Annotated in this window: 20 protein-coding genes; 16 read left to right on the top strand and 4 right to left on the bottom strand. The window is 53.3% G+C overall.

Annotation, left to right across the window (positions count from 1 at the left end):
• Nucleotides 1–452: 452 nt before the first annotated feature.
• The 7 genes from QZR21_RS01325 (at nt 453) to QZR21_RS01295 (ending at nt 6,171) form a co-directional block, all read left to right on the top strand.
• Entirely contained in the window at nt 453–1,205 is a 753-nt protein-coding gene (locus QZR21_RS01325) for an adenosylcobinamide-GDP ribazoletransferase (RefSeq protein ID WP_296099815.1), read from the top strand.
• A complete protein-coding gene (locus QZR21_RS01320; protein WP_296099813.1) occupies nt 1,190–2,077 on the top strand; it encodes a GHMP kinase in 888 nt (295 codons plus the stop codon). Before QZR21_RS01325 ends, QZR21_RS01320 begins: the two co-directional genes overlap by 16 nt.
• On the top strand, nt 2,058–3,137 hold the full coding sequence (gene cobD, locus QZR21_RS01315; RefSeq protein WP_296973320.1) for a threonine-phosphate decarboxylase CobD: 1,080 nt from the start codon (nt 2,058–2,060) through the stop codon (nt 3,135–3,137). The genes QZR21_RS01320 and cobD overlap by 20 nt, the downstream gene beginning before the upstream one ends.
• Nucleotides 3,134–3,760, top strand: a complete 627-nt coding sequence (gene cobC / locus QZR21_RS01310) for an alpha-ribazole phosphatase (RefSeq protein WP_296973317.1) — start codon at nt 3,134–3,136, stop codon at nt 3,758–3,760. Before cobD ends, cobC begins: the two co-directional genes overlap by 4 nt.
• Nucleotides 3,761–4,196: 436 nt before the next feature.
• Nucleotides 4,197–4,373, top strand: coding sequence for a hypothetical protein (locus tag QZR21_RS01305; protein WP_296099748.1), 177 nt, complete (start codon nt 4,197–4,199; stop codon nt 4,371–4,373).
• 341 nt (nt 4,374–4,714) lie between these two features.
• Nucleotides 4,715–5,314: a hypothetical protein gene (locus tag QZR21_RS01300; RefSeq protein ID WP_296099745.1), complete on the top strand. Its 600-nt coding sequence runs from the start codon at nt 4,715–4,717 to the stop codon at nt 5,312–5,314.
• 158 nt (nt 5,315–5,472) lie between these two features.
• Nucleotides 5,473–6,171 carry a DUF5131 family protein gene (locus tag QZR21_RS01295; protein WP_296099743.1) on the top strand — a complete coding sequence of 233 codons (699 nt, stop codon included), beginning with the start codon at nt 5,473–5,475 and terminating at the stop codon, nt 6,169–6,171.
• A gap of 285 nt (nt 6,172–6,456) precedes the next feature.
• On the opposite strand, the gene QZR21_RS01290 is transcribed toward QZR21_RS01295, so the two are convergent.
• From QZR21_RS01290 to QZR21_RS01275, 4 genes are all read right to left on the bottom strand, one after another.
• Nucleotides 6,457–7,098, bottom strand: a complete 642-nt coding sequence (locus QZR21_RS01290; RefSeq protein WP_296099740.1) for a DNA-3-methyladenine glycosylase — start codon at nt 7,096–7,098, stop codon at nt 6,457–6,459.
• A gap of 439 nt (nt 7,099–7,537) precedes the next feature.
• Complete coding sequence (locus tag QZR21_RS01285; protein WP_296097495.1) at nt 7,538–8,734, bottom strand: MFS transporter; 1,197 nt, start codon at nt 8,732–8,734, stop codon at nt 7,538–7,540.
• A gap of 261 nt (nt 8,735–8,995) precedes the next feature.
• Nucleotides 8,996–9,529, bottom strand: a complete 534-nt coding sequence (locus QZR21_RS01280; protein WP_296973312.1) for a methylated-DNA--[protein]-cysteine S-methyltransferase — start codon at nt 9,527–9,529, stop codon at nt 8,996–8,998.
• A gap of 57 nt (nt 9,530–9,586) precedes the next feature.
• Nucleotides 9,587–10,423 (bottom strand): isocitrate lyase/phosphoenolpyruvate mutase family protein, encoded by an 837-nt coding sequence (locus QZR21_RS01275; RefSeq protein ID WP_296973311.1) that lies wholly within the window; start codon nt 10,421–10,423, stop codon nt 9,587–9,589.
• Between the two features lie 144 nt (nt 10,424–10,567).
• Here QZR21_RS01275 and QZR21_RS01270 point away from each other — a divergent pair, with 144 nt between their 5' ends.
• From QZR21_RS01270 to QZR21_RS01230, 9 genes are all read left to right on the top strand, one after another.
• Nucleotides 10,568–11,479, top strand: a complete 912-nt coding sequence (locus QZR21_RS01270) for a LysR family transcriptional regulator (RefSeq protein ID WP_296097490.1) — start codon at nt 10,568–10,570, stop codon at nt 11,477–11,479.
• Nucleotides 11,480–11,503: 24 nt separating this feature from the next.
• The gene (locus QZR21_RS01265) at nt 11,504–12,469 is read left to right on the top strand and encodes an NAD(P)-dependent oxidoreductase (RefSeq protein WP_296973306.1); all 966 of its coding nucleotides are present in this window, start codon (nt 11,504–11,506) and stop codon (nt 12,467–12,469) included.
• Between the two features lie 438 nt (nt 12,470–12,907).
• Entirely contained in the window at nt 12,908–13,447 is a 540-nt protein-coding gene (gene raiA / locus QZR21_RS01260; protein ID WP_296097484.1) for a ribosome hibernation-promoting factor, HPF/YfiA family, read from the top strand.
• Between the two features lie 142 nt (nt 13,448–13,589).
• The gene (gene secA, locus QZR21_RS01255) at nt 13,590–16,064 is read left to right on the top strand and encodes a preprotein translocase subunit SecA (protein WP_296973302.1); all 2,475 of its coding nucleotides are present in this window, start codon (nt 13,590–13,592) and stop codon (nt 16,062–16,064) included.
• A gap of 248 nt (nt 16,065–16,312) precedes the next feature.
• A protein-coding gene (prfB, locus tag QZR21_RS01250) for a peptide chain release factor 2 (RefSeq protein ID WP_363143116.1) occupies nt 16,313–17,429 on the top strand; the annotation gives its coding sequence in 2 pieces (ribosomal slippage) (nt 16,313–16,381 and nt 16,383–17,429; 1,116 coding nt in all).
• A 15-nt stretch (nt 17,430–17,444) separates the two neighbouring features.
• Entirely contained in the window at nt 17,445–19,478 is a 2,034-nt protein-coding gene (locus QZR21_RS01245) for a DUF5693 family protein (protein WP_296973300.1), read from the top strand.
• Nucleotides 19,465–20,559 carry a polysaccharide pyruvyl transferase CsaB gene (gene csaB, locus QZR21_RS01240; RefSeq protein ID WP_296097478.1) on the top strand — a complete coding sequence of 365 codons (1,095 nt, stop codon included), beginning with the start codon at nt 19,465–19,467 and terminating at the stop codon, nt 20,557–20,559. The genes QZR21_RS01245 and csaB overlap by 14 nt, the downstream gene beginning before the upstream one ends.
• Entirely contained in the window at nt 20,559–21,395 is an 837-nt protein-coding gene (locus QZR21_RS01235) for a transketolase (RefSeq protein WP_296097475.1), read from the top strand. The genes csaB and QZR21_RS01235 overlap by 1 nt, the downstream gene beginning before the upstream one ends.
• A complete protein-coding gene (locus tag QZR21_RS01230) occupies nt 21,395–22,330 on the top strand; it encodes a transketolase family protein (protein WP_296097473.1) in 936 nt (311 codons plus the stop codon). Before QZR21_RS01235 ends, QZR21_RS01230 begins: the two co-directional genes overlap by 1 nt.
• Nucleotides 22,331–22,520 lie beyond the last annotated feature (190 nt).

The following is a 22,520-nucleotide window of genomic DNA, read 5'->3' as shown; positions in this document are numbered from 1 at the left end:
TGCATGAAAATACAAGAGTATAATCGAACAACGATTTAATCAGTGCTTCCTTAACCGATTATGGTTACGGAGAATCCATCCTGCGGCTTTGCCGCGGCCCTTCTCCAGGGGCCTGCATGGATAAGGTTTATCTCATTTGGCACTGCCTGTGATTACGATGGTTTTCCACCGCAAAGTGGCCGGGGCCCTCATCCGGTCGCATGGCCCTCAGCCATATGACAGCCGCCGCAAAGCGGCTGTCCCGCTCAAGGCACAAGGCTAAAGGCTCCATCCGTCCGCACGAGCTCAGCCAGCAGACTGCGGCGAAGCCGCTGAAGGTCTAGACCTGGACCTGAATCTAGATCCCAAGGGCCTTCGGCCCTGATTTTCTCGATCTCGACCTCAATCTCGATCTATTATTCTGATGTTTTCAAAACTATTTATATATACTATTTAACACAAATGGTGATGGCATGAACTCTTTTCTGGTGGGCCTCCAGTTTATGACGAGGATCCATATTTCCAACAATACCATATGGAAGGACGAGGAATTCGGGAAAAGCGTAGTCTGGTTTCCGGTGTACGGCTGGATTCTGGGGGCCTTCATGTGCCTCATTTACTACCTCCTGAAGCCCCTTGACGTGCCCTATCTCACCGCATTTCTCATTGTCATCGGAGAGCTTTTCCTTTCCGGTGGCACATTGGCGGACGGCCTCATGGATTCTTCGGACGGCCTTTTTTCCGGCCGGTCCCGGGAGCGGTCCCTGGAAATCATGAAGGACAGCCTCATCGGCTCCTTCGGCATGCTGTCCATTATTATTTTCATCAATCTTTACACCCTGTCCCTGGGGAGCACAGATGCCCTTCTCTATCCGGTGCTCATTGCGGCGCCGACCCTGGGCCGGCTGAACCTGGTCATCAGCATCTGTGAATATCCCTATGCCCGGCCTTACGGCATGGGGAAGGCCTTTGCCACCTACCGGGGAGAACATGCGGTGGCGGGAGCTGTGGTGCTGGCACTGCTGCCGGCCCTGTACTTCGGTTTCACCTACCTCATCCTGGCAGGGGCCGCGGTCCTTCTGGGACTGTACCTGAACCGGTGGATTGTCCGTAAAATCGGCGGCACTACCGGCGATACCTATGGATTTGTGAACCAGATCACCGAAATGGTGCTGGCTCTTCTGTTTTTACTGATTACCAGGGGGAATCTATGGCATATGTTGTAAGCTCGCCGGGATCCTGCGGTGAATTCATCCAGGGCTATTCCGAAGGTTCTTCCTTTATGGTGACCTGTCCCATTGACCGGTTTTCCTATGCCCTCTCCGGCTTTGGGGAGAAGGGGGATATCCTTCCGTCCAAGGCGGAAAAGGCCATGAAAGGCACCCTCCGGTACCTGGGGGAAGAGAGGACATCCCTTCCGCTCCGGCTGAAGTCCTATATCCAGAAGGGCAAGGGCATGGCCTCCAGCACCGCCGATATCAGCGCCGTGTCCCAGGCGGTGGCCCTGTCCCTGGGACGGAAACTGTCGGAACGGGAAATTGCGGATATTGCGCTGTCCATAGAGCCCAGCGATGCCACTTTCTTTAAGGGCATCGTGCAGTTTGATTACCGGGAAGGACGGCTTATCCGGGAAATGGGTATCTGCCCGGCCATGCAGATCCTGATTTACGACTGTGGCGGCGAGGTGGATACCATGCAGTTCAACAGCCGGAAGGACCTGGTGGACCTGCAGAAGAGCAATGGAAAGGAAGTTTCCAGGGCCCTTTCCCTGTTCCGGGAAGGCATCCGCACCCAATCCACCGCCCTCATCGGACAGGCCGCTTCCATCAGCGCCTTTGCGAACCAGAAGATTCTCTTCAAGAAGCCTCTGGATGATTTCTACCATCTGGGCCTTAAAGAGGGGGGAGAAGGGGTCATCTGCGCCCACAGCGGCACCGTGCTGGGGCTCATCCTTCCGCCGGACCGGAAGGCGGAAGAAGTGCGCCGCCACATTGACGAGGCCATGAAGGGGCGAATGACTTTCCTGGACCTGGTGCACATCACAAACCGGGGCATGGAATACAGAAAGTGTGATATGAATGACTTTGAAAAGCTCTAGACACGGGGGAGACGTATTCGGTTTTTCCCCGGAAGAACGGAATAAAATCCTCGATTTCAGCATCAATATCAATCCCCTTGGCCTTTCTCCCGCCGGAAGAAAGGCTCTTACACGTTATTGGGAAGTGGAGACCCTCCGGTACCCGGACGTGGAAGAACGGGATGTGAAAGAAGCGCTGTCGAAGGCCTATGGCATGGATAAAGACACCATTTCCCTGGGCAACGGAGCCACGGAGCTCATGTATACCCTCCTTCGCATCACAAAGCCCGCCCGGGTGCTGGTGCCGGCGCCGGCGTTCAGCGAATACCGGCTCTCCGCCGAAGCAGCGGGAGCGGAAGTGGTGAGCTTCCTCCTTCCGGTGGAGGACCATTTCAACCTTCCCCTCCGGGAAATCAAAGAAAAAATGGGTTCCCATTCCCTGATTTACCTGGGAAATCCGAATAACCCCGATGGCCGGCTCCTCCACCGGGAGGAATTCCAATGCATCATGGACCGGGCGCAGGAAACGGAGAGCCTCGTGGTGATTGACGAATCTTTCATCGACTTCGCCGGCGATGCCTGCTCCTACCGCCAGGAGTGCAGGAAATATCCGAACCTGGTGGTCATGATGTCCCTGACGAAGTTCTATGCGGTGCCGGGGCTCCGCATCGGCTGCTCCTTCGCAGATCCGAAGATGGCAGGGAAACTGAACGATGCCCTGATTCCCTGGAATGTGAATGGCCCGGCCCAGCTCTATATGACCGAGGCTGCCGGGGACAGGGACTACATCCACCGGTCCCGGGCCTTTGTAAAAACAGAACGGGAATGGCTGGCAGGGGGACTGAAAACGCTGCCGGGCCTTACGGTTTATCCCAGTACCATCAATTTCCTTCTCCTCCGGATCACGGGAAAGGGGAAGGACGCAGGAGACCTGCAGAAGCTGCTCCTGCCGGAGGATATCTTCATCCGGCAGTGCGGGAACTACGAAGGCCTGGATAACAGCTTCTTCCGCCTCGCCGTGAGGACCCATGAAGAAAATGAACGGCTCCTTCGTTCTTTACGAAAGGTATGGAAAGAATGATTACACTTTATCTCGTGCGCCACGGACAGACCGTGTGGAACAGCAGCGGCCGGTACCAGGGAAGAACCGACGTGGCCCTGTCTGACCTGGGACTGGCCCAGGCGAAGCAGACAGCCCTGTGGTTCAAAGATGTCCCCCTGGATGGGGTCATTACGAGCCCCCTCATCCGGGCATCCAAAACGGCGGAGGGTATCGCGGATATCCGCCACCTTCCTTTGGAAAAGGATGACCGGCTGAAGGAACTTTCCTTTGGCGACTGGGAAGGAAAGACCTACGACGAAATCGAAGCCATCTGGCCCGGCATGATCGAAGCCATGTACCACGACGCCGGTGACCTCCAGCTGCCCCATGGGGAATCCTTCGAGGACTGCCGGAAACGGTGCATGGAAGCGGTGCATGACATCATCGGCCGGGGAGATAATAAGACCTGGACCATTGTGTGCCACGGAGCAGCCCTCCGGACCATCATCTGTTCCATGATCCACATCCCCCTGTCCCGGTGCTGGAACCTCGCTCTCTCCAACGCCTGCATCTCTGCCATCCAGGTATACCCGGGAGATATGAATGTGCTCTACATGCTGAACTCCACGGACCATCTGAAAGGAATGAAATCGGGGAGCTGAGGGGATTCGCCGCAGGCGAATCAGTAGCTGGTGGTCAGGTGTATAGGCCCTGCGGGCCAGGTTTCGTGTGGCCAAGTGAGGTGTGAACGGGCGTGGGCTTCTAGCTTCTAGCTGTTAGCATTCAGGGAAGCTGATTCGCCTGCGGCACTTCCTTAACCTTTCTGTCGCGGTTTCTGGTAAGCAGGTGCCCCCTTAGAGAAGGGGGCAGCCCGAAGGGCGGGGGATGGATCCGCCTCGTAGAGGCGGGACCTGCGAAGCAGGCTTAGGAATGTATTTACCGCAAAGCTGCTTTCCGGCTTTCCTGGCAGCTGGAAGCCCACGCACGTTTACACAACTCTCTGCCACAAACGTCCCCCTTAACAAAGGAATAGGAAAAGATTATAATATAGATAGAAGGTGAAAGCCTTCCGCAGTCTTTGAAAAGGAGGTCTTTATCATGGAGAAGAAATTCGATAAAGAAGGAGCAGTCATTGACGAAGAAATCAAAGAGGGTGTGAAAGAACTGAAAAAGGACAGCCCCGCCGCTGCCTATAAAGCAGGGAAGATCCTGGAAACGGAAGAGGAAGTTTTCAAGAATAAACCGTCCGATATCCCCAGCGATTCCGACAGGTAAATAAAGAGTTGAGTGAAGAGAGCCCCGAGTTGAGGCTCTCTTTTTTATAGTAAAAATGGTAGGAAGGAGATTCGATATTCCCATACATTTTTAATAAGAATATCTGTTTGATAGAACGTACGGGCTATGGTATAATCCATATAGAACTTACGTTTTCTAGGGAAGCACTGATTAAATCGTTGTCAGATTTCATTCTTGGATTTTTATGCAATGCGAGGAATAGCTCGACGCGAATAGCGAGCTATTTAAGGAGAGCTATGACGAAGCAGTGCATAAAAATTCTTATGAAATCTGACTCTGCGAATTAATCAGCGCTTCCCTAAATGGAGGAGGCCATGGAGATGGAGAAGGAATGGAAGGGCATGTTTTTCTGGTACACCGATTGGAGTCGGAAGCTGCAGCGGCAGCGGACACGGCAGGAACTGGTGTCCCTTCTGGGCACCCTGCAGGACCGGTACAAAGACCGGCAGTTTTTCATGCCCCTGAAGGTGCTGTACCCCACCAGTGCCCGGTGGTATATCGACAGCCATATCCGCATGGTGGTAGGCAGCGGCACGGAGTTCACGGCAGGCCTTGTGGAGACCATGAAGTACATGAAGCGGAAAGGACTCCCGGTGTACTGCTATGATGAAGAGACAGGAAATATGGCGCCCTGGGAGTCGGTGGTGGTGCATCCTTTCCCCCGGAAGGGAGAAGTCTATGTGGACGATGGGGGACGGATCATCAAAGTTGACCAGTGCCCCGTTCCCTGTCCCGGTGCCCACCAGGCCTATGTGAGCTATGTGAATATCGGCGGCATGGTGATCGATGGACTCATGCCGATTCGAGGATTCATGGATAAAGTGGCGGCAGGGAAACTGGTGCTGCAGAGTAAAAAGCCTGGGCCCCGGACAGATGGCTGGCCGGCTGCCGGAGGGCGTCCTGTGCCTGTAGCTGAGTGACGTGCGGATGGATGGGGCCTGACTGGCTTTCCTGGCTGCTAGAAGCTAACAGCTGGATGCCCCCCGTCTGTTCGCACGCCGCTCAGCCACATGACACCTGCGGCGAAGGCGCTGGAACCGAACGCCCAAGTCCATCATTCAGGAAGAAGGTACGAATCATGCATGATATCTGGAATCCCTGGCATGGGTGCCATCGCGTAAGTCCGGGCTGTGAGAACTGCTATATGTATTTTCTGGACGAAAAGCGGGGGCAGAGGGGGAGTCGGATTTATCGGACGAAGAATTTCGACTATCCCCTCCAGCGGACCCATACTGGGCAGTACCGGGTCCAGTCGGGGGAGCTTATCCGGGTCTGCATGACTTCCGATTTCTTCCTTCCCGAGGCGGACCCCTGGCGGGAAGCGGTGTGGGATATGATGTACCAGCGGCGGGATGTGGCTTTTTTTCTCCTCACCAAGCGGCCGGAGCGGATTCGGGATCATTTACCGTCAGACTGGGGTGATGGATGGGACAATGTGTGGATCAATGTAACCTGTGAAAACCAGGCCATGGCAGACAGAAGGATGCCCATTCTTCTTGATATCCCTGCCAGGCATAAGGGCGTCATGTGCGCGCCTTTCATAGGGCCCGTTTCCCTGGCTCCCTATCTGGAAGGGGGACAGATTGAGCAGGTCAAATGCGGTGGGGAAAATTATGGCGGCGCCCGTCCCTGTCACTACGAGTGGGTGAAGGCACTGCACGATGAATGCCTTTCAGCCCATGTACCCTTTTCTTTCATAGAAACCGGCACCCACTTCGTAAAGGATGGACGCCATTACCGGATCCCCAATAAGCTTTTCCAGTCCTGGCAGGCCTGAAAAAGCGGGCTCAATTTTGGCCATCTGCCCCGTTTTCATCTGCAGACGGACCTGGGATTTCCTGTGCCGGAGGAGGATATGTATAAGCCCAAATACGACGGACCGAACTGCAGCCACTGCGGGAGCCGGCGCATCTGCAACGGATGCAGCCATTGCGGGAAATGCAGGCCCCTGTTTTGAGGCAGCACAATCAAAAAACTCCCTGTACAGTGGGAATGAGACCATTCCTGATGTACAGGGAGTTTTATGTTTTCAGGATATGGGAATTCAGAGTTCTTTAACATCTCAACTCTTTCTTTTCGGCGCCGGGTCGGTAAGTCCAGGGATGGCGCCGCCGGCTATGGCCCAGAGGTAGAGGCTGGCCACGGAACCATAGGGGGAGTACCGTTTCCGGTACCGCCTGAATGTCACCGCATCGATTTTCCGGTGCCTGTAGAGCATGCGCATGCCCCGGTGGATGGCCAGGTCTCCGCACCTTACAATGTCAGGGCGCTGCATGGAAAAGGTCATGATCATTTCGGCGGTCCATTGACCGAGACCCTTCAGGGAAGAGAGCTGCCTGATGACCTCTTCATCGGTCATGGATTTCAGGGCATCCATGTCAAAAGTGCCGGTTTTTACCTTTTCCGCAAAGTCCCTCATGTAGTCCACCTTTTTGAAGGTGGTGCCAATGGACTGCAGGTCTTCCCGGCTCATGGAGAGCAGAGTATCCGCATTGACGATGCCCACCTTATGGGTGAGCCTTTTCCATATAGTTTCCTGGGCGGCCGTAGAAATCTGCTGCCCTATGATATGATGAATGACAGAGGAAAAAAGGTCCGGGTCCGCTTTGCGGTATATATGACCGATGCGGTCTATGGCTTCTCCCAGTTTTTTATCCCTGGACTTGAGATAGTCCGTTTCTTTTTCACCGTATTCGAAATACATGGAATATACCTCCTTGCATAGAGAAATTCAATTGCTGGACTTGGGAGAACAGGGGGGCTGCGATGGATATGTGGCGGAGTGGCATGTGAAGGGCTTTGAGCCTTGGCAGATAGATGCGCCGACGCAGGGGGATTGTTTGCGGAGAAGCCGCTCAAGACCTGGGGAAGCACTGATTAAATCGTTGTCAGATTTTATTCTTGGATTTTTATGCAATGCGAGGAATAACTCGACCCAAATAGCGAGCTATTTAAGGCAGCAGTCCTGCATAGGACTGCTGAGCCAAGATAAGTTGATCGGCCTTCCTTTTATTCTTGGCCGAGCTATGACGAAGCAGTGCATAAAAATCCTTATGAAATCTGACTCTGCGAATTAATCAGTGTTTCCCTGGATCTTATCAGCTCCGCTGGACGGGGCTTTCACATCTCAACTCTATTTCTCCTTATTTTACTCCATTTCTATCCATCTTTTTCGATGGCAGCAGGAACGTAGCTCCGGCGCAGATGGCGGACAGGAGAACAAGAAGGGCCATGACGGCGGTGATGCCGTAGATATCGGCGAAACGGCCCAGCATCGGTGCGGTAATACCGCCGACGCTCATGGAAATGCCCAGGGTAACACCGGAGGCGAAACCCACATTTCTGGCCAGGTATTCCTGCCCCAAAACGACGAAGGAGGAATAGGGAGCCAGCATGGCGATGGAAAGGGGGATGAGCATGGCGTATACGGCGTAAATGCTGCCGGAGAAAGCCACCACGGCCAGGAATGGAACAAGGAGGACATGGCAGATGCGAAGGGTCTTCCGGTATCCCTGGTGGTCTGCAAACCAGCCGCCCACCAGGGTCGCCGCTACACCGGCAATACTGACAATGGAGAGGGTGAGGGACCCTGTGGCTTCACTGGTACCCAGGGCGCAGATGCAGAAGAGGGGAAGGAAGCTGGAAAATCCGGTATACACAGCGGCCCGGAAAAGAATAACCGCGAAGAGCCGGCCAAAGGCGGACCAGTCGTTTTCTTCGAGCCTCTTGTTTTTGATCCGGCTTCCATCGGTGCTGGCCAATTTTTCTGCCTTTATGGTGCTTTCTTCAATGGCCCAGCGGAGGTGGGGTGATGCCAGAAGGAAAAGGAAGCTCATGCAGATGGCGCTGATGCCATAAAAGGCCAGTCCATGCATACCGAAGGTGGTGACAAGAAATACGGAAAGCAGGGGACCGAAGCCAAAACCTGCATTGCCGCCGACGCTGAAGATACTCATTCCTTCTCCCCGGTTTCCCTGGGATACGCCATTTACGCAGCGGGCGGCTTCCGGGTGGAAAATGGCGGAAGCAATGCCCATGATGGTGATGGCTGTGAATATGAGCCAGTAGTTTGTCACAAAGCCGGTCAATGCCAGGGAAGTACCTGTAAAGAAAATACCCAGTGCCATGAACCACTGCCGTGGGCCCTTATCCGCCAGCCAGCCGAAAAGGGGCTGGATAATGGAGCTCAGGAAGGAGGAGGCAAACATGAGCCCTGCAGCGGCGGTGTAGTCCATGCCGTAGAGATTCACAAAAAATGGCAGCAGCGCCGGCAGGGAACCGGCGTTGATATCGTTGGACAAATGGCCTGCTGCCAGTAAATAGAGGTATTTCTTGTTCATTATTTTTTGAGAAGTTCCTTTCTAAATGGAATGGGTTGCATGGCCGGGTATACGCTCGAATGGGGAGGAATGTGGCTAAGCATTGTGCGAACGTGTGGGGCATTGAGCCTTTAGCCTTGAGCTCGTCAGGCCCTGTGGCTGGGTGGCGTGCGCCCACACGTACGCACCTCGCTTATCCATATGACACCTGCGGCGGAGCCGCTGGACCTCAATTCTCAACTCTCAAATCTCAACTCTTTATCCCAAAGGGACGGACATCCTTTACAGGGCTGTTCCCTTTTCCGGTACATAGAGCCCGTGCATGTCCGTTTTTTCCAGTTTCAGCAGGGCCACTTTTCTTTCTATGCCTCCGGCATAACCGGTGAGGCTTCCGGAGGTGCCGACCACCCGGTGGCAGGGGATCGTGAGGGTGATGGGGTTGTGTCCCACGGCGCCGCCAATAGCCTGGGGGGACATTCTTTCTTTGTGGAGCCGCTTTGCCGCTTCTTTGGCGATGGCTTTGTAGGTCATGGTGTGGCCGTAGGGAATGGTAAGCATAATTTGGCATACCAGTTTCCGGAAGGGGGTGCTGCCATATTTCAGGGGAGGAAGGAAGTTCGGTTCCCTGCCGGAAAAGTAGAGTTCCAGCCACCGCTTCGTTTCTTCCAGAAGGGGTGTGGTCTTCTCTATCCGCTTCTTTGGCAGTCCCTGGGCGTAATATTTCTGTCCAATGAACCAGAGGCCCGTAATGGCTTCCTCATCGCAGGCGATGGTGATCCGGCCCAGGGGGGATTCGTATTCACAGGTGTATACCATTTGTTTCTCCTTCCCTGTATAAAAGAGGGGTCCCATTACGGGGCCTCCTAAAAATCCTTATTTCTTGAAGTATTCGTTTGCCTGGCGGTAGGTGAATTTGCAGTCCAGAATGGAATCGCATTTTCCTTCTTTCAGGTCGTCCGCCATATGAATCAGTTCTTCATAGATGCAGCGGGATGGACCGGAGCCTGCGCTCAGACGGCGGACGCCGGCTTTTTCCAGCTCTTTGAAATCATGGTATTTCCCATTGAGAAGGATGTTAATGGGAGCCGGGATTTCTTCGACAATCCGCTTTACTGCGGGAAGGTCTACAGGGCCGGCTACAAATACGCAGTCCGCACCGGCTTCTGCGTATTTCCTGCCCCGTTCCAGGCTGAGGGAGAGCTTCCTGTCTTCATCGGCTACATTATACCAGTAAGCATCGGTCCTGGCATTGATGACGAAATTCAGGGACAGTTCCTTTTTCAGTTCTTTCAGCACGTCGATAACCATGAGCTGTCTTTCTACCGGCCCCATGGCTCCCTTCGGGTCTCCGTCTTCCACGTTGAATCCGGAAGCACCGGCCAGGAGCAGGCGGCGGGCATTTTCTTTAATTTCTGCAGCTGTATCGGCATAGCCCCGTTCAAAGTCAACGGATACCGGGATATTCACACGGCTGGTCATTTTGCGGACCACCCAGAGAAGGTCTTCGAAATCAATCTGCTGGCAGTCGGACTGGCCGAGGCTGTAGGCAACGCCGGCACTGGAAGTGGCGGCGGCTTTGAATCCTTCGTTCTGGTAGACTACGGCGCTGCCGATGTCCCAGGCATTGGGGAGAATAAACATGCCCGGTCCTTTGTGGAGGGCAGCAAATTTTTCGGTGCGGTTTCTGAGTTCTTCGGAAATAGTTTCCATGGTACATGTCCTTTCTGTTTTCATGACTGGAGGAATTCTTACCTTCTGCTTCTTCATCATACATGGTATACTATAAGAATAAAAGTTGTATTTTGTTATGACAGTGTAGGTTATTCTTACAGTAACAGAAGGGGGAGGATGACTATGACCATTATGCAATTGCAGTATTTCTGTGCTGTCTGCCGGTACGGCAGTATCTCAAAGGCTGCCGAAGCCCTTTACGTATCCCACCCCACCATTTCCGTGGCCATCAAGTCCCTGGAAAAGGAATTTTCCCTGGAGCTTTATGCCCACACAGGAAACCGGGTCATCCTGACGGAGGATGGAAAAGCTTTTTATCGGAAGGCGGTGGAAATCCTGCAGCGCTGCGATGACATGTACGCCAGTTTTGCCGGCCGCCCGGAGGACAGCTACCGGGTGCATGTGGGAATCCCGCCCATCCGGTCCACCGTCATTTTCCCGGACCTGCTCCGGGAATTCCATGAACGGTACTCTATTCCCGTTGTGCTCCACGACTACAGTTCCCGCCGGTCCCTGGAAAAGCTGGAGAACCATGAGCTCGACTGCTGCATGGTGAATTTCGGGGCGGACTCCCTGGCCCGCTTCCATTACCAGGTGCTCCTGCAGGACCGTTTCGTCTTCTGCGTTTCCCGGGAAAATCCCCTTTCCCAAAAGGATTCTGTGACGGCCAGGGACCTGGACCAGGTGCCTCTCATCCTGCAGAGCGATGATTCCGTGCTCAATGAGCCCCTGCTGCAGGCGTTCTATAAGGTCAATGCCCGGCCCAATCCCATCCTCTATTCCAGCCAGCTTCGGACTATCCTTAACTTTGTCCGGGAAGGTTCCTCCGGTGCCTTCCTCTACGACACCATTGCCGATACGCTCCAAAAATCGACGGAAGGAGAGTTTGCGGTCATTCCGTTCCGCCCGGTAATAAAGGAGGAGTTTGTCCTTTTCTGGCAAAAAGGGGGATATATGAACCGGAATGTGAAGACCTGGATTTCCTTTGTGAAAAACTATTTCAATAAAGATAAGAAAACTATGCCCGTTACATAAGGGCGGCATAGAAAGGAGACCATTATGCGTATTGCTGTTTCAGCTCCCATCAGACAGTCCATGGGTTCCCTGGTGGAGGAAATGCTTCCGGACTGTACCATTGACTGGCTGGAGGACATGACTCCCCAGGAACGGATGGATTCCCTTACCCGGGCGGACATTGTCCTTTCCCGCAATATTATCGGAGACCTTTCGAAGAAAGAACAGGCCCTGCTGGACAGTCCGAAAATGGTACAGACCACGAGAACCGGCGTGGACCACCTTGATTTTTCTACCCTGCCGAAGGGGATGCCTCTTTACTGCAATTCCGGCGGCTGGGCGAGGGGTATTGCAGAATCTGCCTGCGGCATGATCATCGCCCTGAACCGCTGCCTTAGAGAGCAGCTCCGGGATCTGCAGCAGGGAAATTTCCATATTCTCGGGTACCACCAGAAGCTGCTGTCCGAACAGACGGTACTCATTGCCGGATTTGGCGGCATCGGACAGGCGGTGGCAGAGGTGCTTGCTCCCTTCCATCCGAAACTCCTGGCCATTTCCCGGCACCGGCCGGAGTCGGATCTCCTGGATGGCTCCTTCGACATGGGTCATTGGGAAGAGGCGGTGAAACAGGCGGACGTGCTCGTACTGGCCATGCCCTGCACAAAGGAAACGGAGGGCCTTGTAGATGGCCATATTCTCTCTCTCATGAAGAAGGATGCCATGATTGTGGACGTAGCCCGGGCAGCCCTGATCGACCATGAAGCCCTGCTGGAGCAGGTCAGGGAAAATCTGGATTTCCACGTGGCCATGGACGTGTGGTGGCAGGAAAACGAGGGCTGGCCCAAGGATGGGGACCCGCTCCTTTCCTTCCCCAATGTCATCGGCAGCGCCCACAACGCAGAAATGAGCAGCACCGCTTTCCGGGAAGCCCTGAAGACTGCCCTCACCAATATCCGTGCCTTCATCGATGGAAAGCTGGTGAAGGGGAAAGTAAACAGGGAAGAATATTAACCGAATCAAAGTGACGGCCGCTGTGCGTCGTGTGGTATGTGGCTGAGTGTGGTGTGAACAGGCGGGGGCTGCTAGCTTTTAGCTCCTAGCATCTAGGAAAACTGGTCAGCCTACGGCATGAAAAGCAGCCCCAAACAACCTGATGGGAGCGCCGCAGGCATCAGCTTTCCTAAAAGCTAGGAGCTAGCAGCTAGAAGCCCCCATCCGTTCACACGATACTCAGCCACAAGACAACCGCCGCGAAGCGGCTGAAGCCCTCGGTCTCGACCTCGATCTTTTCCCTCTCACATTTAATCATTTCTATAACTTTAAGTACTGATAAACATTTTAAATGAAAGCTGAATTTCATAGATATAATGATTGATTATTAGGCGAAATATAGTATAATAATTATAGAAGGATAAGCATTCCGCTTATTCAAGAAAGGGGGATTTCGTTATGGAATTAACGGTTAGAGGAAAAAATCTGGAAATCACTGACGCACTGCATTCTTATGTAGAAAAACACACAGGCAAGATTCAGAGATATTTTGATAAACCTATCAAGATTAATGTTCTCCTTCGTATTTCCAACCTCACAAAGACCTGCGAAGTTACAGTATTTGTGGATGGCGTAATTCTTCGGGGCGTTGAAAAATCCGATGATATGTACAAGTCCATCGATCTGGTATTCGATAAGGTAGAACGGCAGATTCACAAGTATAAGACCCGCCTGGCTAAACGGTTCAAAGAAAAACATACCTTCAGCCCTGCCTTTATCCAGGAGAAGGAACCGGCCCCGGCTGCCCAGGATTCTGAGTTTGAAATCGTGAAGACAAAGCATTTCAATATCAGCCCCATGTCCCCGGAAGAAGCTATTCTGCAGATGAACCTTCTGGGCCACAGTTTCTTCATGTTCTTCAATTCCGACACCGATGCCATGGCTGTGGTTTATCGCCGGGATGATGGCAAGTATGGCCTCATTGATGCGAATAAATAAAATTTTGCATAATTTTTACAGAAAAGGAGCGGTTTTTCCCGCTCCTTTTTTGACTATGGTGGCCTGTTTTGTTAAAATAAACTAGATGTGTTCTGTATTGGAATTCGTTAAGTCTATGAAACTTGCATAAGGAGTTGTTTCAATGTTTGATAAGTTTTTTGACAGGCTGTTCAACGGGTCTAATGAAAAAGAAATCAAAAAGATCCGTAAGATTGTGGAACAGCAGATCAATCCGCTGGAAGACGGACTGAAGAAGCTCAGTGATTCTTCCCTGGCCAACAAGACCAATGAATTCAAGGCCCGCCTGGCCAAGGGGGAGACCCTGGATGATATCCTTCCGGAAGCTTTCGCCGTTATCCGTGAAGCATCCCGCCGTGTACTGGGAATGCGGCACTTCGATGTGCAGCTCATTGGCGGCATTATCCTCCATCGGGGCAACATTGCTGAAATGTGCACCGGCGAAGGTAAAACCCTGGTGGCTACGGCGCCGGTATACCTGAATGCCCTGGAAGGCAAAGGGGTCCATGTCATTACGGTCAACGATTACCTGGCCAAGCGAGACAGTGAATGGATGGGCCAGGTTTATAAATTCCTGGGCCTTTCTGTAGGCCTTATCGTCCATGACCTGGATTTCCAGCAGAGAAAGATTGCTTACAATTCCGATATTACCTACGGAACGAATAACGAATTCGGTTTCGATTACCTCCGTGATAACATGGTTACCTCCCTGGACCAGATGGTACAGCGGCCCCTCCATTACTGCCTCATCGATGAAGTAGACTCCATCCTCATCGATGAAGCCCGTACACCGCTGATCATTTCCGGCCCCGGCCAGAAATCTACGGATAACTACTACCTCATGGCAAAACTGGTGCCGAACCTGAAGAAGGATGAGGATTACACCATCGATGAAAAGCAGAAGACCGTGGCGCCTACGGAAGCCGGCGTGGCAAAGATGGAAAAAATGCTCCACGTGGACAACCTGTACGATGCGGAAAACCTGGAACTGAACCACCTCTTTGTGCAGGCCCTCCGTGCCCAGACCATGATGCAGCGGGATAAGGATTACGTGGTAAAAGACGGGGAAGTGGTCATCGTCGATGAATTCACGGGCCGCCTCATGTACGGCCGCCGCTACTCCGATGGTCTCCACCAGGCCATTGAAGCGAAGGAAGGCCTGGAAGTACAGAGAGAAAGCCAGACCCTCGCTACCATTACTTTCCAGAACTACTTCAGAATGTATGACAAACTGGCCGGCATGACCGGTACCGCCAAGACGGAAGAACAGGAATTCATCAAGATTTATGGACTTCCGGTTCTCCAGGTACCGACGAACAAGCCTATCCAGCGTAAAGACCTGCCCGATGTGATTTTCAAGACCAAGAGGGGCAAGTACAGAGCGGTGGTAAAGGAAGTCCAGCGCCGCCACGCTACGGGCCAGCCGATCCTTATCGGCACCACATCCATTGAACAGTCGGAAGAACTGTCCCACATGCTGGATGCCGCAAAGATTCCCCATTCCGTGCTGAATGCAAAGTACCATGAAAAAGAAGCGGCCATCGTTGCCCTGGCAGGCCAGAAGGGCGCTGTCACCATCGCTACGAACATGGCCGGCCGTGGTACCGATATCCAGCTGGGCGAAGGGGTGGCTGAACTGGGTGGCCTTGCCATCATCGGCACCGAACGCCATGAAAGCCGCCGTATCGATAACCAGCTTCGCCGTGCCGGCCGTCAGGGGGACCCGGGCTCCAGCCAGTTCTTCCTGTCCCTGGAAGATGACCTGCTTCGCATTTTCGGCGGCGACAACATCAAGAAGTTCATGGAAAAGATGGGCCTTGATGAAGATGAACCGATCAACAGCAAAATGGTTTCCAACGCCATCCAGAAAGCCCAGAAGCGGGTGGAAGCCAGAAACTTTGATATCCGTAAATACGTGCTGGAGTACGATGACGTCATGAACCAGCAGCGCAAGGTGGTTTATGAACAGCGCCGGAAGATCCTGGAAGGGGAAAACATGAAGGACCAGGTCCTCCGCATGGTGGATACCATCATCGAAAAGGGCATGGAAAAATATGCGGACCCGAAGCTGTATCCGGAAGAATGGGATTTTGCAGGCCTCCTGAAATACAGCGAAAAGTACTTCCTGGCCCCCGGCGATATTACCCTCGATGAAATCGAAGACATGAGCCGCGAAGAAGTGGAAGACAAACTGAAAACCGTGGCCCATGAAACCTATGAAGCCCGGGAAAAGTCCATCGGCGCTCCCATGATGAGGGAACTGGAAAAGGCAGTGATGCTGAAGGTGGTGGACTCCAAGTGGATGGAACACCTGGACGACATGGATATGCTGAAAGAAGGTATCGGCCTCCGGTCCTATGGCCAGAGAAACCCGATCGTGGAATACAAGGTAGAAGCCTACGATATCTTCGAAGAAATGCAGCAGGCCATGATTGAGACCATCGTTCTCTACCTGTACCACATCCAGATCCGCTTCGCCTCCGACGATGAAGCACACCTGGAAAAACCGGAAACCCCGCAGGCCGAAGACCACCTGAAAGGGGCCACCGCCCACTACGTAGACGAAAATCCGCCGGAAGCAGCGGATGAGAAGAAATAAGAGTGGTGAGATCGAGACCGAGATCGAGGACTATAGTGGCAAAGCCGCCTCTATCCTGCAGCCTTGCCGCGTGGCGGCTGATCCGCTCAAGGCTGAAGGCTCCACTTGTATGCATGCAAGTGGGCCACATAAGCGCCGCAGGCTGATTTTCTCGGTCCCGGCCTCGACCTCGATCTATCATTTTATATGTAAAATCTATTCATAAAAATATGTAAACTATATTACCGAAAGCGAGATGATTGTTCAGAATGCTGGAAGATTTGAAAAAAACCTTAACCGAACTCCTGAGTCATGAAAAAGAAATAAGGGATTCACTTTGACTTACCTCAGCTGAAGGAACGTATCAGAAGTTACGACGTTCAGATGAGTGATCCCACATTCTGGGATAATGCAGAAAAGGCCCGCCAGATTTCGCAGGAAGCTACGGAAGCGAAAGACGCTTACGAAACCTACACGAAACTTTTCGACCGGGCGGAAGGGCTGAAGGACCTCCTGGACCTTGCCATCGAAGAAGATGACCAGTCCATGGAACCGGAAATTGCCAAAGAAATCAATGAAGTGAAGGAAATCATGGACAAGAAGGAAATCGAACTCCTTCTGTCCGGCAAGTACGATGCCAATAACGCCATCCTCACGTTCCACGCCGGTGCCGGCGGCACGGAAGCCCAGGACTGGACGGAAATGCTGATCCGCATGTACATGAAGTGGGCCGAAGCGGAAGGCTTCCAGCTGGAAGAACTGAACCGCCTCGACGGTGATGAAGCGGGCATTAAGAGCGCTGAATTCATGGTGAAAGGCAAGTATGCCTACGGTTTCCTGAAATCGGAAAAAGGAGTGCACCGTCTGGTCCGCATTTCTCCTTTTGACGCGGCCAAGAGGCGCCATACCTCTTTCTCCGCAGTGGACGTGATGCCTGAAATCGATGACGATGTACAGGTGGACCTGAACATGGACGATGTGCGGGTGGACTACTACCGCTCCAGCGGCGCCGGCGGCCAGCATATCAACAAGACCAGTTCCGCAGTCCGCATGACCCATATTCCTACGGGCATTGTGGCAGCCTGCCAGAATGAACGAAGCCAGTTCCAGAATAAGGAACAGTGCCTCCGTCTGCTCCGGGCCAAGCTCTATGAATACGAAATGAAGAAACACGAACAGGAAGTGTCTGCCCTGGAAGGGGACCAGCAGGCCATCGAATGGGGCAGTCAGATTCGTTCCTACGTTTTCCAGCCTTATACACTGGTGAAGGATAACCGTACCGGTGTGGAAACGGGGAATATCCAGGGTGTCATGGATGGGGACCTGGATCCCTTCATCGAAGGATACCTGAAGATGAACAAGTTTAAGGCAAAAGCAAAAGCATAATTAAGGGAGAATCATATGAGGGGCATACAGAACAGCGCCTGGAAGGTGCTGGCAGTCCTGATTCTCATCGGCATCATCGCTGCAGGGATCATTTCCCTGCAGCGTGCTCATGTGGAATCATCAGCCAGCACCGTGGAAAATGTGTACGACTATTACAATATCATCGATAATGCGGCGGTGGAAAAGAAATCACCGGACGCTCTGTTTGACATGTACAGAAAGAGCGGCGTCACCTCCGTGGCTGTGTACGACGAGACCATGGAGAAACTGGTGAACCACGATTTTCTCCGGGCCTATCGGGGAAGCGACTTTGCCTTCCGGAACCCCGGGGTGGAAGGAATCTCCTATAATAAGATTTACATCCAGCCGGTGATGAATGAAAAGGGGAAAGCTTTCTTCAACGAAGCGAAGGAACACCTGGCCCTGATCATGGACAAGGACGATGTGCGGTCCATGACGGTGAACGGCGTGGAGACCCTGGAAGTGGATGCGGTGTACAACCAGTTCATGACCATGCCTCTCGGTGTGTTCCAGCAGTCCGTGAAGGACGCTTCCACCCATGGCATGTACGTGGTGCTCCGCCCGAACAACCAGGCCCATGTGACGAAGGCCTATGTGGACCTTTTCCTGAAAGCCCTCGATTCTTCGGATAAGGTGAGCGCCGTCATTTTCCAGGGCAAGGAAGTGCTGGGATACAAGGAATACCTGAAGTATCTCTCCGGCGAACTGGAAAAACGGCATATTCCCCTGGCCCTCATTGAAGCCCAGAGCCAGCTCGGCTTTGAGCGGCAGTCGGGGAACGTGGAAATGGCCACCCTTTCCAACTATGACGTGGTCCGTCTCTACGCCATGTCCAAGGATGAACTGATTAAACTGGACCCGAAGGAAGCGGCTTCCCGTTTCTATATTTCCGATATTGAACGGAACATCCGGATGAACCTGTTCCCGTCCTACAAGTTCCCCCTGGAAGGAAAGACCCTGTCTGAAACCAATGCTTCCTATATTGCAGAAGTGACAGAGCGGCTGGAAAACCATGGCTTCACCGTGGGGAAGGCCTCTGTCATGGATCCCTGGTTCCCGAAGAATATCCTTCGGAGCCTCACCATGGTGGGCGCCCTGTCCCTTGTGGTGCTGACCCTGGTGCTTCTCATTCCGTACCTTAAAAAATACGTGTATGTACTGGAAATCCTGGGACTCCTGGTGACCCAGGGCATGTTCTGGGTACTCCATTCCGTGCTGCCTTTGCAGATGCTGGCCCTGGGGACCGCCATCTGCACGCCGGTGGTGGTGGTGACCCTGTTCCTCAACTACTGCGTAAAGAAAAAAGATACCGCCTTCAAAGATGTGGGATGGGGAAAACTGTTCCTGGAATCCCTGGCGGTCCTCTGGTGTGCCGGCATCCTGTCCCTGGCCTGCGCCGCCATGGTGAGCGGCCTTCTGGGCGATATCCGGTTCCTTCTGGAAATGCAGATTTTCCAGGGTGTGAAGGTGACATTCCTCATGCCGGTGATCCTGATTTCCATCATCTACATCCAGAAGTTCCCCTTCTTCGGACAGGTGGTGTCTTCGGATAAGGACTTCATCCGGTTTGTGAAAAAGTTCTGCAGCGTCCAGATCCGTCTGGGCCTCCTCGTGGGCCTGGGGCTCCTGGCCATTGTGGGATTCGTCTTCATCGGCCGCAGCGGCAACAATGGCGCTCCGGTGCCGGGCTTTGAAATCGCCCTCCGCCGGTTCCTGGAAAATCTCATGTATGCCCGCCCCCGGGAGAAGGAATTCCTCTTCGGCCACCCTGCCGTGCTCCTTTCCCTGGCAGCGCTTTATCGGAAATGGCCGCAGATTCTTCACTATTTCCTGATCCTCGCTGTCACCATCGGTCAGGGATCCATGGTAGAAACCTTCGCCCACATGCGGAGTCCCTACATGCTGAGTCTCATCCGGGGCCTCGACGGCCTGGCAGCAGGCAGCCTTTCCATGATTGCCGCTCTCATTGCCGTCATGATTCTCGTGCGCATTACCAAGTACTTCGGAGAAAGATATGGCAAAGTATAATATCGTCATCTCCGGGTATTATGGGTTCAATAATGCCGGTGATGAAGCCATGCTGACCGCCATCCTCCAGGCCCTTCGAAACACATTCGATGATCCGGAAATCACCGTGATTTCCGGAAACCCCGAGGCTACGGCCAAAGCATTTGGCGTTCGGGCGGTGCCCCGATTTTCCATTTCTTCCATCCTGTCCGCCCTTTTCCATTCGGACCTTCTTATCAGCGGCGGCGGCAGCCTCCTGCAGGATGTGACAAGCTGGAAGAGTATGATTTATTACCTCACCATCATTACGATGGGTGTATTTTTCAGGAAACAGGTTTTCCTCTATTCCCAGGGTATCGGTCCTGTCCGGTACCGGGCCATCCGCATCATCCTGAAGCATGTGCTGAACCATGTGGATGCCATCACCGTGCGGGATAAGGAATCCAAGGGATTCCTCCAGCGGCTGGGGGTGAAGAGAAAGATTTATACCACCGCCGATGCGGTGCTGTCCCTTTCGCCGGCTGATCTCAATCCGGGAAAGAAAATTCTTGAAAAATACCGCGTGCCAAAGGACCGGAAAAAGGTGGGCATTGCGATCCGGTACTGGGATGGTGCCGGCAGCTGGATGGAAAAGATGAAAACCTGCGTGGAAAAACTGGAAAAGGCAGGATACGCTATCGTTTTCATTCCCATGCAGCATCCGGAGGATGTGAAGGCGGCGGAGTCCATCGGCGCCGCAGGGGACCATGTGTATATCCTCCCCGACGATTACTCCATTGATGAACTGATGTCCCTCATCGGAAACATGGATGGCCTTCTCGGCATGCGGCTCCATGCCCTTATATTTGCCTCCCTCATGCATGTACCGTTCCTTGGGATTTCCTATGACCCGAAAATCGATAATTTTCTGGCCCTCATCGACCGGAAACCGGCCTGTTCTGTCTCCCACATGGATGGAGATAAGTTGTATAATGATACGTGTAACCTTCTTTCCCATCCCTCGGAGAAAGAGACCTGGGAAAAGGTGGATGCATTAAGAGAACAGGCATTGCAGAATGTGGAGATTTTGAAAAGTCTTGTCAAGCAGAAGGAGGAAAACTGATGAGTCACCTTACCAACGAAGAAATCGCTTCTCTCAAGGAGAAAGCCAAACAGGTGCGCATTGATATCCTGAAAATGATTACGAAGGCCAATTCCGGCCATACCGGCGGTTCCCTGTCGGTGGCGGACCTTCTGACGCTCCTCTATTTCAGGGAAATGAACGTGGATCCAAAGGATCCCCATAAGGCAGACCGGGACCGGCTTGTCCTGTCCAAGGGCCATGCAGCTCCTGCCATGTATGCCTGCCTTGCAGAAAAGGGCTATTTCCCCATGGAAGAACTGAACCACCTGCGCCAGGCGGGCCACATGCTCCAGGGTCATCCGGACATGAAGCACACCCCCGGCGTGGATATGACCACAGGGTCCCTGGGACAGGGTATCAGCGCCGCCTGCGGCATGGCCCTGGCTTCGAAGATCGATAATGCCTCCTGGCGGGTATACGCCGTCCTGGGGGATGGGGAACTGGAAGAGGGCCAGGTATGGGAAGCTGCCATGTATGCAGCCCACTACAAACTGGACCATCTCACCGCCTTTGTGGATAACAACGGCCTCCAGATCGACGGACCGATTACGGAAGTCATGTCTTCCCTGCCGATCGGTGAAAAATTCAAAGCCTTCGGCTGGCATGTCATCGAAGTGAGCGGCCATGATTTTGCAGCCCTCCACGATGCCATTGAAGAAGCAAAGACAGTAAAAGGACAGCCCACCATGATCGTCATGAAGACGGTGAAAGGCAAGGGGGTCCCGGAAATCGAAAACAAAGTGGGCTGGCACGGCAAGGCTCCTTCCGAAGAAGAATGTGAACGTTTCATTAAAGCAGTAGAGGAGGCACAGTGATGGGTAAGGCAACACGTGATGCATATGGGGAAGCGCTGAAAGAACTGGGCGCTGTGAATCCGGATATTGTGGTACTGGATGCAGACCTCTCTGCCTCCACGAAGACCCAGGTCTTTGCCAAAGCCTATCCGGACCGTTTCTTTGATACCGGGATTGCGGAAGCAAACATGATGGGTGTAGCGGCAGGACTGGCGGCAGCCGGGAAGATTCCCTTCGCCTCCACCTTCGCCGTTTTTGGTGCCGGCCGGGCCTATGAACAGATCCGGAACTCCATCTGCTATCCGAAACTGAACGTCAAGGTCGCTGTCACCCATGCAGGCCTTACCGTCGGCGAAGATGGGGCTACCCACCAGATGCTGGAAGATATTACCCTCATGCGGGCCCTTCCGAACATGACGGTCATTGTGCCGGCGGATGCTGCAGAAACGAAGGCCGCTGTGAAATGGGCCGCTTCCTATGTTGGACCGGTATACATCCGTATGGGCCGGGCCAAAGTGGACGACATCATGCCGGAGGACTATACTTTCCAGCCAGGAAAGAGCTATGAAGTCTGCGAAGGGAAAGATGTAACCATCATCGCCTGCGGCATCATGGTGGCGAAAGCCAAAGCTGCCCACGATGCACTTCTGGAGAAGGGCATTTCCGCAAGGGTCATCAACATGGCCTCCATTAAACCGATCGACGAAGAAGCCATTATTAAGGCGTCCAAAGAAACCGGTGCCATTGTGACCTGTGAAGAACATACAGTAAAAGGCGGCCTCGGCGGCGCCGTGGCAGAAGTACTTGCCCTGAACGCTCCCTGCCCCATGGCCATGGTAGGCACCGAAGATACCTTCGGCCAGTCCGGCAAAGCTGATGAACTGCTCGAAGTCTATGGGCTTACGGCACAGCATATCGCTGAAGAAGCGGAGAAGCTGGTACAGAAAAAGAATTGAGTTGTGAGACTTGAGGCCCTGCGGCTGTGCAGGGAGAAAGTGGCTAGTGGCTGGATCCAGATCTAGGTCTAGGTCTAGGTGATTAGCGGCTGCGCCGCCGTATCCCTCAATCCATTCTGTGGAAGCTCATAGGACGGGGGATGAATCCGTCTTAAAGAGACCGAATACGCGAAGCAGACTGTAGGGGAGG

It is taken from the genome of uncultured Dialister sp., from assembly GCF_900541605.1.
Lineage (GTDB): Bacteria > Bacillota > Negativicutes > Veillonellales > Dialisteraceae > Dialister.
The sequence above is the reverse complement of the archived record's forward strand: the minus strand, read 5'-3'. Positions and strand labels throughout refer to the sequence as shown.